The 13,208-nt window shown below is 65.1% G+C and carries 9 protein-coding genes and 1 tRNA gene; 6 read left to right on the forward strand and 4 right to left on the reverse strand.

The genetic code is table 11. The features are described from left to right. Window positions 1-71: 71 nt before the first annotated feature. The 4 genes from hpnE to hpnC all read right to left on the reverse strand — a co-directional run bounded on the left by hpnE (window position 72) and on the right by hpnC (window position 4,911). On the reverse strand, window positions 72-1,406 hold the full coding sequence (hpnE, locus tag LQV39_RS07590; protein ID WP_230022764.1) for a hydroxysqualene dehydroxylase HpnE: 1,335 nt from the start codon (window positions 1,404-1,406) through the stop codon (window positions 72-74). Beyond that, entirely contained in the window at window positions 1,399-2,232 is an 834-nt protein-coding gene (hpnD, locus tag LQV39_RS07595; protein WP_230022774.1) for a presqualene diphosphate synthase HpnD, read from the reverse strand. Before hpnD ends, hpnE begins: the two co-directional genes overlap by 8 nt. A 62-nt stretch (window positions 2,233-2,294) precedes the next feature. Then, the gene (locus LQV39_RS07600; protein WP_230022777.1) at window positions 2,295-4,007 is read right to left on the reverse strand and encodes a hypothetical protein; all 1,713 of its coding nucleotides are present in this window, start codon (window positions 4,005-4,007) and stop codon (window positions 2,295-2,297) included. A gap of 94 nt (window positions 4,008-4,101) precedes the next feature. Further along, window positions 4,102-4,911 (reverse strand): squalene synthase HpnC, encoded by an 810-nt coding sequence (gene hpnC, locus LQV39_RS07605; RefSeq protein WP_230022780.1) that lies wholly within the window; start codon window positions 4,909-4,911, stop codon window positions 4,102-4,104. Between the two features lie 114 nt (window positions 4,912-5,025). Here hpnC and LQV39_RS07610 point away from each other — a divergent pair, with 114 nt between their 5' ends. From LQV39_RS07610 to clpX, 6 genes are all read left to right on the forward strand, one after another. Continuing rightward, window positions 5,026-6,168 (forward strand): efflux RND transporter periplasmic adaptor subunit, encoded by a 1,143-nt coding sequence (locus LQV39_RS07610; RefSeq protein ID WP_230022782.1) that lies wholly within the window; start codon window positions 5,026-5,028, stop codon window positions 6,166-6,168. After that, the gene (locus tag LQV39_RS07615) at window positions 6,165-9,251 is read left to right on the forward strand and encodes an efflux RND transporter permease subunit (RefSeq protein ID WP_230022793.1); all 3,087 of its coding nucleotides are present in this window, start codon (window positions 6,165-6,167) and stop codon (window positions 9,249-9,251) included. The genes LQV39_RS07610 and LQV39_RS07615 overlap by 4 nt, the downstream gene beginning before the upstream one ends. Before the next feature lie 154 nt (window positions 9,252-9,405). Continuing rightward, window positions 9,406-9,492, forward strand: a tRNA-Leu gene (locus LQV39_RS07620). Window positions 9,493-9,523: 31 nt separating this feature from the next. Next, a complete protein-coding gene (gene tig / locus LQV39_RS07625; protein WP_230022809.1) occupies window positions 9,524-10,864 on the forward strand; it encodes a trigger factor in 1,341 nt (446 codons plus the stop codon). A 96-nt stretch (window positions 10,865-10,960) separates the two neighbouring features. Continuing rightward, entirely contained in the window at window positions 10,961-11,578 is a 618-nt protein-coding gene (gene clpP / locus LQV39_RS07630) for an ATP-dependent Clp endopeptidase proteolytic subunit ClpP (protein ID WP_197416444.1), read from the forward strand. Between the two features lie 148 nt (window positions 11,579-11,726). Next, window positions 11,727-12,995, forward strand: coding sequence for an ATP-dependent Clp protease ATP-binding subunit ClpX (gene clpX, locus LQV39_RS07635; RefSeq protein WP_230022813.1), 1,269 nt, complete (start codon window positions 11,727-11,729; stop codon window positions 12,993-12,995). Window positions 12,996-13,208: the final 213 nt, after the last annotated feature.

Below are 13,208 nucleotides of genomic sequence, written 5' to 3' on the forward strand. Positions count from 1 at the left end.
CCGCCACGCATGTGCGACAAAATGCAAATTTCGCGGGGCAGGCTGCGCCTGGGGCCGACGGCCGAGGATCCTCATCGTGCGCCCAGGACAAGGCGGGCGGCTGCCGCGCCGCTGCGCACCGCCATCTCCAGGGTCGCCGGATAGTCGCCTGCGGTGTAGTCGCCGGCCAGGAACAGGCCGTCCAGGCCGGTGGTATTGCCGGGGCGGGCCAGCCCCGGGGTGCAGGCGAAGGTGGCGCGCTTTTCCGTCAATACGCGGCTCCAGCGCGGCTGGGCCAGTGCCGGCTGGCGGAACGCGGCCGCCAGCTGGGCGGCCACGCGCAGCGCCAGCTCGTCCTGCGCGAGATTTGCCGCATCGAGGGCGGCGCTGATGACGACCGCCAGCAGTCCGTCCTGCCCTGCATCGAGCTGGCCGCGGTCGAACACGAACTGGCCCCAGGCGCCGTGGGCCGGGTCGTCCAGCAGCGCGCAGAAGGGCAGCGGCAGGCGCAGGCCGGGCTCGTACTGCAGGTAGACCGTCGATATCGGCTCGTAGTCGAAGGCGTCCAGCTGCACGCTCAGCGCCTCGAGGCCGGCCAGCGGCCGGACCAGGGCGGCGCTCTGCCAGGCCGGCGTCGCCAGCACCACGGCATCGAAGCCTGTGGTGTCGAGGCAGGTGCCGACCTGCCAGCCGCCGTCCCGCGGCGCGATGCTGTCGACGCGCGCGCCGCACGCTACCCGCCCGCCGCGCTCTTCGATGAAGCGCCGGGCCGCTTCCGGGAACAGGGCGTCCAGCAGCACGCGCGGCAGCAGCATGTCGGATGCCTTGCGGCTGGCGCCCAGGCTGTCGCGCAGCACTGCCAGGAATACGTTGGCGGAGGCGCGTTCGATCGGCGTGTTCAGGGCCGCCAGGCACAGCGGGCGCCACATCAGGCGGGTCAGGCGCGGGGTCTGGTCGAAGCGGGCCAGCAGTTCAGCCACGCTGCAATCCGTGTCGAGGCCCCACTTCATCCAGCGCGCGGAGGTAGAGAAGCGGGCCAGCGCCAGCTTGTCTTCGCGTTCGAGACCTGTGGCGCGCAGCAAGGCGACCAGCATGTGCAGGGGCGCCGGCAGGCGCGGGGCGACGAAGTCCATCAACCCGCTGCCGGCTGGATAGCGCATCTGCAGGGGCAGGCGCAGCAGGGCGTCGCGCTCCGCCACGCCGACGCGGCGCAGCAGCGCCAGCGTTTCCGCGTAGGCGCCCAACATGATGTGCTGGCCGTTGTCGAGCAGGGCCTCTTTCGCCTGCACGGCGCGCGCGCGCCCACCCAGCATGCGCGCAGCTTCGAACAGGGTCACGCGTGCGCCCTTCGAGGCCAGCTCGACGCCGGCGGCGCAGCCCGCCCAGCCGCCGCCGATCACGGCCACTTTCACAGCCTGCTTAGCCACGGATATAGGTTTTCCACGCCAGCCACAGCTTGCGCAGCGGCGTGAGGGAGATGCGCTGGTTCAGGACCTTGAAGTCGTCGCGCTCGATCTCGTCGAGCACGGTGCGGTAGATCGCCGCCATCATCAGGCCGGGACGCTGGGCGCGCCGGTCTTCTTTCGGCAGCAGGGCAAAGGCTTCGTCATACATGGCGCGCGCGCGGTCGGCCTGGAATTTCATGAGCGCCTCGAACTTGTCGCTGTGGCGGAAATTCATGATGTCGCTTGCTGTCACGCCAAACTGCTGCAACTCGTTGACGGGCAGGTAGATGCGGCCCTTGCGCGCATCGTCGCCGACGTCGCGGATGATGTTCGTCAGCTGGAACGCCAGCCCGAGCTTCTCGGCGTACTGCAGGGTCTGCGGATTGCTGGCGCCAAAGATGCTGGCCGAGAGGATGCCGACCACGCCGGCCACGTGCCAGCAGTATTTGCGCAGCCCGGCGTAATCGAGGTAGCGCGACTGGTCGAGGTCCATCTCCATGCCGTCGACGATGGCCTGCAGGTGCTGCTCCTGCAAGTTGTACGCCGACAGGTGCGGCTGCAGGGCCTGGGTGACGGGATGGGTCGGCGCGCCCTTGTACATGGCGGACAATTCGGTGCGCCACCAGGCCAGCTTGATGCGCGCCACCGACTGGTCGCTGGTCTCGTCGACGGTGTCGTCGACCTCGCGGCAGAAGGCATACAGCGCGGTGATCGCCCGGCGCCGTTCGGGCGGCAGGAACAGGAAGCTGTAATAGAAGCTGGAGCCGCTCTGGACGGTCTTTTGTTGGCAGTAGTCGTCGGGAGACATATTAAAAAAGCAAGTTCGCGCGATGCAAGTCCGCTATCTTAGCCGATGCGGCCCGGGTTGGCCTAACCGCGCAGGTAATTCGCGGCGCTCCTCAGGCTGGCCAGCCCGATCACGCTGAACAGCAGGACGCCGAAGCAGGCCATGTAGAACAGGCCGTCATGCGGCATCTCGCCGATGTGCCGGCCCGCGCCCCAGACCGCCCAGGCGCACAGGCCGAAAATGCCGGCATCCTTCAGGCAGCCGCCGAAGCTGCCCTTGTTCCTGGCTGGCTTGCGCCGTCTTGCTTCCTTGCGCGCAGGGGCTGCGGAGGCGGCCTGGGTGGCGGGCGGCGGGCTCGCCCTGGACAGCCCCGGCGCCGGATCGGCGCTGCCCAGCGGGCGGCCGTCGCGCGCCGCGCCGCGCAGCGCCAGCGCGCGCCGGCCCATCTGCCAGGCGCGCTCCCATTCCGCTTCGCCGATGTCGCGCTTGCGCCCGGCCAGGCCGGCCTGGTCTTCGGTCAGCAGGTCGGCGATCAGCGGCCAGACATTGCCCCATCGGCCGCAATCTTCCGGGCCCGGCTCCAGGTCCGGCGCGATGCCTTCGTCGCGGCCGAAATACGCGTTCACGGCGAGCAGCCTCGCGCCGTCCTGCCAGCCATGCGCCTGGGCCAGCGCCGGGTCGAACTTCAGCAGCACCGCGCAATCGAGTTCGTCGGTGTAGGAAGCGACGATGCCCCTGGCGGCATCGAGGACCACCGCGGCCCGGCTGTCGCCGCGCGCCAGCGTCTTGCGGATGCGCTCCTTCCAGCTGTCGCGCGCTGCCTGGCCGGATGCCGGCGTGAGGTCGAACAGCTGGGGCTGGAGCCGGCGCAGGCGCTCTTCCGACAGCGCCAGCATGGCCGGATTCCCGGCAAGCGCCTGCTGGAGCGGCTGCACCAACTGTGCGGAGGGCCGGATCGGCATGCCGGGCGGGGGCGCGCGGCGCAGCAGGTGGGCGCCTTCCACCACGCTCAGCTTGCCCGAGGCGTCGATCGTGAAGATCAGGCCGGACAGGGCGCCGGCGCCGGACTCGGCCCAGGTCTCGCCGGCGATGTCCGACATCATGGTGAAGGCCAGTTCGTCGCCGGCGCTGCAGTAAAGGCAGGTCTGCGCGTTCGGCACCGCGATCTGCAATGGACCATCGAGCGATTCCGCGACCGTTTTCCAGATCGGCCACAGCAGGAGGCAGGCGGCTTCGTGGCTTTCGCCGGCTTCGATGTAATGGAAATAGCGCGCGCCGACGCTGCCGTCGCCGCGCTCGTTCACCATCTGCTGGAAGCGCAGGCGCGGTTGCAGGCGCGTGTAGAGGTTCCAGAGCGCGATCTCGTACAGCCTTTCCACGCTCATCATCGATGCCTCGAGCCTGGCGCGGCTGACGATGGCTTTGTCCGGCCCGGTCTGGAAAATGATGTCGAGGTCGCCTGCGAAAGGCTGGACGACGGCGGGATCGGTCACGGGCTGGTGCGGCGCCGCGCGCCGCAGCACCGGCAGCACCGACATCAGTTGCTCCTGGTCGAGCGGGGCCGCGGACTCCGGCTCGGCCGCGCACACGCAGCCACAGCGCTCCAGCGCCTGCGCATACTTGCGCGCCTCGTCCTCGCGCAAGCCTTTCTTGACCGTGACCGGCTTGTCGGCCAGCACTGGCGTAATGCGTTCCTTGTCGCACTTGAACAGGGCGGCCAGCTGGGTCTCGGCCAGCTCGGCGGGGTAGCCGGGCTGGAGTCCCCGGCTTACGACGCGAAAAGTGGTGGATGTCATCGGTATTGCCTTGCCTGCACGCGGCGGTGTCGAATGTGTTTCTATTCTGACACATATTTAATTGCTATTGTGCAAGAAAATGAGGGCGCCGCCCCTACATCCGCAGGCCGCGCCATAGCAATACCAGCCAGTCCAGGCGCTTGAGCTGGGGCCGGCGCCGGAACACGTCGTAGTCGGCGCGTTCGATCGCTTCCAGGATCCGCAGGCCGCCCTGGACGACCAGGCGCAGCTCCCAGCCGATGCGTCCCGGCAGGCGGACGGCCAGCGGCGCGCCTTCCAGCATCAGGCCGCGCGCCCGTTCGACTTCGAAGCGCATCAGCGCGCGCCAGGCCGGCGTGGCGCGGGCCTGGAAGATGTCGTCCTCGCCGACGCCGAAGCGCGCCAGGTCTTCCTGCGGCAGGTAGATGCGGCCCTTGCCGATGTCGATGCCGACGTCCTGCCAAAAGTTAATCAGCTGAAGCGCCGAGCAGACGGCGTCGGATTCGCGCAGGCTGGCCGCGTCGGCCCTGCCGTAGAGGCCCAGCATCAGGCGCCCGACCGGGTTGGCGGAGCGGCGGCAGTAATCCAGCAGCGATGAAAAATCGGTGTAGCGGGTGGTAACCACGTCCTGCCGGAAGGCGCTCAGCAGGTCGCGCAGCGGCTGGGTGGGCAGCGCATGGCGGCGCAGGGCTTCGGCCAGGCGTGCGAACATGGGCTCCCGCGGCGTATCGCCGGCGTCGATGGCGTCCAGCGCGGCGTCATAGGCGTCAAGCTGGGCGAAGCGCTCGGCGGGCAGGGCATCGCCCTCGTCGGCGATGTCGTCGGCGCTGCGGGCGAAGGCATAGATCGCCTCGACGGCCGGCGCCAGGCGGCGCGGCAGCAGGATCGAAGCGACGGGGAAGTTCTCGTAGTGGTCGACGGACATGGAAAACTGACTCTAACGTCATTTACTGGCTGTGTTTGCATGATTATAATTGCTGGGCTTTCGTAAAAGAACATCGCCGCCGCCGCCGCGGCCTCCCTCCAAGAGGACAACACCGTGCACGTACCCCCCATTCCGCTCCCGCGCAAGCTGATTAGCGCGGCCCTGACGCTATCCCTGCTGGGCGCCTGCTCAAAGGACGCACCGCCGCCCGAGGACGTGCGCCCGGTACGGGCGATCACCCTGGCCGCCGTCGGCGTGCGCGCCAGCACCGAGTTTTCCGGCGACGTGCGCCCGCGCTACGAATCGCGCCTCGGCTTCCGGGTGGGCGGCAAGATCAGCGCGCGCAAGGTGGACGTCGGCAGCAGGGTGTCGAAAGGCACCTTGCTGATGCAGCTCGATCCGCAGGACCTGCGCCTCGGCCAGGCCCAGGCCCAGGCCAGCCTGCGCGCCGCCCAGACCAATGCCGACCTGGCGCGCGCGGAGCTGAAGCGCTATCAGGATCTGCGCTCCCAGAACTTCGTCAGCCAGGCGGTGCTCGACCAGAAAGTGGCGGCGGCGCGCTCCAGCCAGTCCAGCGTGGAGGCGGCGCGCGCCCAGTTGCGCGAGCAGGCCAACCAGACCGGCTATGCCAGCCTGGTGTCCGACACCGATGGCGTGGTGACCGGCATCGACGCCGAAGTCGGCCAGGTGGTCCAGGCCGGCACGCCGGTGGTGCGGGTCGCGCGCACCGACGAGAAGGAAGTGGTGATCGGCGTGCCCGAAGACCAGGTCGACGAGCTGCGCGAGGCGGCCGAGGTGAAGGTGCGCCTGTGGGCCGACCCGAACCGCAGCATCGCCGGCAAGATCCGCGAAGTCTCGCCGGTGGCCGATCCCGCCACCCGCACCTATACCGTCAAGGTCTCGATCCCGGCCAGCGAAGACGTGCGCCTGGGGATGACCGCCGTGGTCGACATCGTGCACAAGAGCGGCGATGCGGCCGGCGCCCAGCTGCGCGCGCCGCTATCGAGCCTGGTGCAGAACAAGGGCGGCAGCAGTGTGTGGGTGATCGAGAATAACGCGGTCAAGCTGCAGCCGGTGCAGGTGGGCGGCGTGGCCGGCAACGACGTGCTGCTGACCGGCGGCGTGCGTCCCGGCCAGACCATCGTCACGGCCGGCGTCAACCTGCTCAAGCCAGGCCAGAAAGTCAGGATCCTGACCGCCGACGTGGCGCGCAGGGGCGATGCCGAAGTCGACGCCGCCGGTGGGGCCGCTAAATGAGGGGTTTCAACCTGTCGCGCTGGGCGCTGGAAAACATCCCGCTGACCCGCTACCTGATCGCCGTCCTGCTGCTTGCCGGTATCTTCAGCTACCAGCAGCTGGGCCAGGACGAGGATCCGCCGTTTACCTTCCGCGCCATGGTCCTGGTCGCGAAGTGGCCGGGCGCCACCGCCGTGCAGATGGCCCAGCAGGTCACCGACCCGCTGGAGCGCAAGCTGCAGGAGACGCCGTATATCGACAAGATCCGCAGCTTCTCCAAGCCGGGCGAGACCACCATCATCCTCGAGCTGCGCGAATCGACGCCGCCGAAGGACGTGCCGCCGACCTGGTACCAGGTGCGCAAGAAGATCGGCGACCTGGCCGGCACCCTGCCGACCGGGGTGATCGGCCCCTTCTTCAACGATGAATTCGGCGACACCTACGGCTCCATCTTCGCGCTGTCCGGCGACGGCTTTACCTATGCCGAGATGCGCGACTACGCCGACTTCGTGCGGCAGCAGCTGCTGAACGTGCCGCTGGTGGCCAAAGTCGAACAGTTCGGCGTGCAGCAGGAGAAGATCAACATCCTGTTCTCGCAGCAGAAGTTCGCCCAGCTGGGGATCCCTTTCGACGCCATCGTCAACCAGATCGCGACCCAGAACGGGGTCGAGTCGGCCGGCGTGCTGGTGACGCCGAACGAGAACCTGCAGGTGCGGGTGAGCGGCGCCCTGAAGAGCATCCAGCAGCTGGAGAACCTCAGCCTGCGCGCCGGCAGCACGACATTCCGGCTCGGCGACTTCGCCACCGTGCAGCGCGCCTACGAAGACCCGCCGTCCGAAAAGATGCGCTTCAACGGCAAGGAAGTGATCGGCCTGGGCGTGTCGATGGAAAAGGGTGGCAACATCATCCAGCTGGGTAAAGGGCTGGAAGAGACGGTCGCGCGCATCCGCGCCCAGCTCCCGGTCGGCATCGAACTGGAACGGGTGTCGAACCAGCCGGCCGCCGTCACCGCCTCGGTCAGCGAATTCATTCACACCCTGGCCGAGGCGGTGGTGATCGTGCTGGGCGTGTCCTTCCTGGCGCTGGGCCTGCACAGCAAGCCGCGCTGGCGCATCGACGTGCGTCCGGGCCTGGTGGTGGCGCTGACGATTCCGCTGGTGCTGGCGATCACCTTCCTCTTCATGCACATCTTCGATATCTCCCTGCACAAGATTTCGCTGGGCGCGCTGATCATCGCCCTCGGCCTGCTGGTCGACGATGCCATCATCGCGGTCGAGATGATGGTGCGGAAGATGGAGGAGGGCATGTCGCGCTTCGAGGCGGCCACCTTCGCCTACACCTCCACCGCCTTCCCGATGCTGACCGGTACCCTGATCACGGCGGCGGGCTTCCTGCCGATCGGCCTGGCCAAGTCGGCGGCCGGCGAATACACCTTCACGATGTTCTCGGTGAACGCGATCGCGCTGGTGGTGTCGTGGGTGGTGGCGGTGACCTTCACGCCCTACATCGGCTTCATCCTGCTGAAGGTGCAGCCGCATCCGCCGGGCGAGCATGGCGGCCATGACGTCTTCGACACCCCGGGCTACACGCGCTTCCGCCGCCTGGTCGATTGGTGCGTGACCTTCCGCTATACCACCATCGCGCTGTCGCTGGCGGTGTTCGGCCTGGGCGTGTTCGGCTTCAAGTTCATCGAGAAGCAGTTCTTCCCGGATTCCAGCCGCCCGGAGCTGATGGTCGAGATGTGGCTGCCGGAAGGGACCAGTTTCAGCGCCAACGAGGCGCTGGTCAAGAAGTTCGAGACCTGGGTCCGCCGCCAGCCGGAGCTGGAAAGCGTGACCAGCTATGTCGGCACCGGCAGCCCGCGCTTCTACCTGCCGCTGGACCAGATCTTCCCGCAGTCGAACGTGTCGCAGATGGTGGTGCTGCCCAAGGATGCGCACATGCGCGAAAGCCTGATGCGCAAGATCGAGACGGTGCTGAAGAACGATTATCCCGAGGTGCGCGGGCGGGTAAAACTGCTGCCGAACGGGCCGCCGGTGCCGTATCCGGTGCAGTTCCAGGTGTCCGGGCCGGACATCGCCGTGGTGCGCGGCGTGGCCGACCAGGTCAAGGACATCGTGCGCGCGAATCCGAATGCGTTCGGCGTCAACGACAACTGGAACGAGTCGGTCAAGGTACTGCGCCTGGACCTCGACCAGGACAAGCTGCGCGCGCTGGGCGTCACCAGCCAGGCCGTGCGCCGCACCATCGCCACCGTGCTGTCCGGGACGACCATCGGCCAGTTCCGCGAAAGTAACCGCCTGATCGACATTGCCGTGCGCCAGCCGATCGAGGAGCGCTCGACCATGTCGGTGCTGGCGAATACGAATATCGCGACGCCGTCCGGCAAGCCGGTGCCGCTGTCGCAACTGGCGCGCATCGGCTTCGTGTGGGAGCCGGGCGTGGTCTGGCGCGAGGGGCGCGAGTGGGCGATCATGGTGCAGTCGGACGTGATCGAGGGCATCCAGGGCCCGACCGTGTCCATGCAGGTGGGCGAGAAGCTCGATGCGCTGCGCGCCAAACTGCCGGCCGGCTACCGCATCAAGCTGGAGGGCGCGGCCGCCGACAGCTCGCAGGCGGAAGCCTCGATCACGGCCAACGTGCCGCTGGTGCTGTTCATCGTGTTCACCCTGCTGATGCTCCAGCTGCACAGCTTCTCGCGCGCGCTGCTGGTGTTCCTGACCGGCCCGCTGGGCGTGGCCGGCGCGGCGATGGCCCTGCTGCTGCTGGGCCGGCCCTTCGGCTTCGTCGCCAACCTGGGCGTGATCGCGCTGTTCGGCATGATCATCCGTAATTCCGTGATCCTGGTCGACCAGATCGAAAAGGACATCGCGGAAGGGCGCCCGGCCTGGGATGCGATCGTCGAAGCGGCGGTGCGGCGTTGCCGCCCGATCCTGCTGACGGCGGCGGCGGCGGCACTGGCCATGATTCCGCTGTCGCGCTCGGTATTCTGGGGGCCGATGGCGGTGGCGATCATGGGCGGCCTGCTGGTGGCGACCGCATTGACGCTGCTATTCCTACCGGCTTTGTATGCGGCCTGGTTCAGGGTAAAGAAGCCGCAATGAGCTCATCCATTGCGCACGTTTCAAAAAAACCCAATGGTGTCAGAAAATCCAGTAAAATAACTGGTTGAAGTTGTAGCCCCTAAACAGTGGAGTGCAGGGCGGCCGGTTTCTCTCACGGGCGCCCTTTGTTTTTGCGGCAAGAATGCAATCCTGCGCGAGGATGGCGAAATTGGTAGACGCACCAGGTTTAGGTCCTGACGCCAGCAATGGTGTGGGGGTTCGAGTCCCCCTCCTCGCACCACGAATAATTATTTTTTTGGACGATTTTTACAATGGCAACTGCAGTCGAAAACCTGGGTAAACTCGAGCGTCGCTTGACTCTTACTTTTCCGCTGAGCGACGTACGTACGGAAGTTGAAAAGCGCCTCAAGGTGCAGGCCAAGACCGCGCGTGCTCCGGGCTTCCGTCCGGGCAAAGTTCCCCTGAAAATGGTTGCGGCACAGTACGGCTATCAGATCGAATCTGACGTGCTGAACGACAAGGTTGGCCAGGCTTTCGGCCAGGCTGCCGAAGAAAACCAGCTGCGCGTTGCCGGCATGCCGAAAATCGAGCCGAAGGAAGATGCGCCGGAAGGCATGCTGGCCTTCGACGCCACTTTCGAAGTCTACCCGGAAGTGAGCATCCCCGACCTGGCCGGCATCGAAGTCGAGACCGTCAAGGCCGACGTCACCGACGCCGAAATCGACAAGACCATCGACATCCTGCGCAAGCAGCGCGTGCACTTCCACACCAAGGGTGAGGCAGGCGAGCACGGCGACGGCGGCGAGCCGGTCGCAGCCAATGGCGACCGCGTGACCGTCGACTTCGTCGGCGTCATCGACGGCGTCGAATTCGCCGGCGGCAAGGCCGACAACTATGCATTCGTGCTGGGCGAAGGCCGCATGCTGCCGGAATTCGAAGCCGCCACCGTCGGCCTCAAAGTCGGCGAGAGCAAGACCTTCCCGCTGGCCTTCCCTGAGGATTACCACGGCAAGGACGTGGCCGGCAAGACCGCCGAGTTCACCATCACCCTGAAGGGTCTGGAGTGGGCGCACATGCCGGAAGTCGACGGCGAATTCGCCAAGTCGCTGGGCATCGAAGACGGCAGCGTCGAGAAAATGCGCGAAGACATCAAGGTCAACCTGGAGCGTGAAGTCAACGCCCGCATCAAGGCCCGCAACAAGGAGGCCGTGATGGACGCCCTGGTGAAAGCCACCGAGATGGACGTGCCGAAGGTCATGATCGAGCAGGATTCGCAGCGCCTGGCCGAGCAGACCCGCCAGGACATGGCCCAGCGCGGCATGGACGTGAAGAGCCTGCCGTTCCCGGCCGACCTGTTCGCCACCAAGGCCGAGCGCCGCGTGCGCCTGGGCCTGATCCTGTCGCAAGTTGTTGGCGACAACAACCTGCAGGCGACCCAGGAACAGGTCAAAGCGCAGATCGAAGACTTTGCGCAAAGCTACGAAGACCCGAAAGAAGTCCTGAAGTACTACTATAGCGATCGTCGTCGCCTGGGTGAGATCGAAGCTCTTGTATTGGAAGAAAACGTCGTTAACTATGTGCTTGGCAAGGCAAAGGTGACGGCCAAGGACATCGCCTTTGACGAACTGATGGGCAGCGCGCCGCAAGCCTGAGCTTCGGTGTAAGCTTGAGGCGTTGAGCCTAGTCAACCGGCGCCTTTGTGCGCCGGTTGGCGTCTCTGAACATCTTTTTTAAGGAAAGTGACAGGTATGAATCGTAATCCTGCGTTGGATACCCAAGCCCTCGGCCTGGTGCCGATGGTGATCGAGCAGAGCGGCCGCGGCGAGCGCGCCTACGACATCTACTCGCGCCTGCTCAAAGAGCGCGTGATTTTCCTGGTCGGTCCTGTCAACGACCAGATGGCCAACCTCATCGTGGCCCAGCTGCTGTTCCTGGAAAGCGAAAATCCCGACAAGGATATTTCGCTCTACATCAACTCGCCGGGTGGTTCGGTGTCGGCCGGTCTGGCGATCTTCGACACGATGAACTTCATCAAACCGGACGTCTCGACCCTGTGCACCGGCCTGGCGGCCTCGATGGGCGCCTTCCTGCTGGCGGCCGGCGCCAAGGGCAAGCGTTTCTCGCTGCCGAACTCGCGCGTCATGATCCACCAGCCGTCCGGCGGTTCGCAGGGCATGGCTTCGGACATCGAAATCCAGGCCAAGGAAATCCTCTACCTGCGCGAGCGCCTGGCCCGCATCATGGCCGACAACACCGGCCAGACCATCGAACAGATCCACAAGGACACCGACCGCGACCGCTTCATGTCGAGCGAGGAAGCCGTGGAATATGGTCTCATCGATCGGGTCTTGACCAACCGCGCATAAGCACCCATATAAGGTGTTGCTGAAAGACGCCCGAGCGCAACAGCGGATCGGGCGTTCTTTTTTTATTTCGGGTAGCATGGAGACGTGCGCACTTGTTGCGCCCCCGTATTAGCGTTATATTCATAGCAATTCAACAGAAACTTGCCCCATGTCTGACAAAAAATCCTCCAGCGGTGAAAAACTCCTGTACTGCTCCTTCTGCGGCAAGAGCCAGCACGAGGTGAAGAAGCTCATCGCGGGACCGTCGGTCTTCATCTGCGACGAGTGCATCGATCTGTGCAACGACATCATCCGCGACGAGACCTCCAATGTGGAATCGGTGGCCGGCGCCAAGTCCGACCTGCCGACCCCGCACGAGATCGCCGAGCTGCTCGACCAGTATGTGATCGGCCAGATGACGGCCAAGCGCATCCTGTCGGTGGCGGTGTACAACCACTACAAGCGCCTCAAGCACCTGGGCAAGAAGGACGACATCGAGCTGTCCAAGAGCAATATCCTGCTGGTGGGCCCGACCGGTTCCGGCAAGACGCTGCTGGCCCAGACCCTGGCGCGTACCCTGAACGTCCCCTTCGTGATCGCCGACGCGACCACGCTGACCGAAGCCGGCTACGTGGGCGAGGACGTCGAGAACATCATCCAGAAGCTGCTGCAGAGCTGCAATTACGAAGTCGAGAAGGCCCAGCGCGGCATCGTCTACATCGACGAGATCGACAAGATTTCGCGCAAGTCGGACAATCCTTCGATCACCCGCGACGTCTCGGGCGAGGGCGTCCAGCAGGCGCTGCTGAAGCTGATCGAGGGCACGATGGCTTCCGTGCCGCCGCAGGGCGGGCGCAAGCATCCGAACCAGGACTTCGTCCAGATCGACACGACCAACATCCTGTTCATCTGCGGCGGCGCCTTCGACGGCCTCGACAAGATCATCCAGAACCGTTCGGAAAAGTCGGGCATCGGCTTCGGCGCCACGGTCAAGAGCCAGACCTCGCGTTCGGTCAGCGACGTGCTGATGGAAGCGGAACCGGAAGACCTGGTCAAGTTCGGCCTGATTCCGGAACTGGTGGGCCGCCTGCCGGTCGTCGCCACCCTGAGCGAACTGACCGAAGACGCGTTGATCCAGATCCTGGTTGAGCCGAAGAACGCGCTGATCAAGCAGTACTCGAAACTGCTGGACATGGAAGGCGCGGAACTCGAAATCCGCCCGGCGGCCCTGCATGCGATTGCCAAGAAAGCACTCGCGCGCAAGACCGGCGCACGCGGCCTGCGTTCGATCCTCGAACACGCTCTGCTGGATGTCATGTATGAACTGCCAAGCCAGCAAAATGTGGTGAAAGTCGTGATTGATGAAAATACGATCACGAATGGCGCGAAACCTTTACTGATTTATAGCGAATCGCCGAAAGCTGCTGGGGAAAATTAAAAATTTCCTCGCGCACACACAACAAAAGGTCTTGAAACGCTGATTCTTGGCGGTACAATTTAACTCAACAAAAGACCCAGGCTTCATACGGAAAGCCACTCGTGATTTCGGTCGCGCAGTGGCTTTTTTATTTTCAAAAAGGTCTTTTGTCAGAACGGCTCAGTATTAATAAGTATTGCGATAGAAAATTATTTTTCGGCCGCTCTTGTGAAG

The organism is Massilia sp. Bi118 (assembly GCF_918697865.1).
Taxonomy (GTDB): Bacteria; Pseudomonadota; Gammaproteobacteria; order Burkholderiales; family Burkholderiaceae_D; genus Telluria.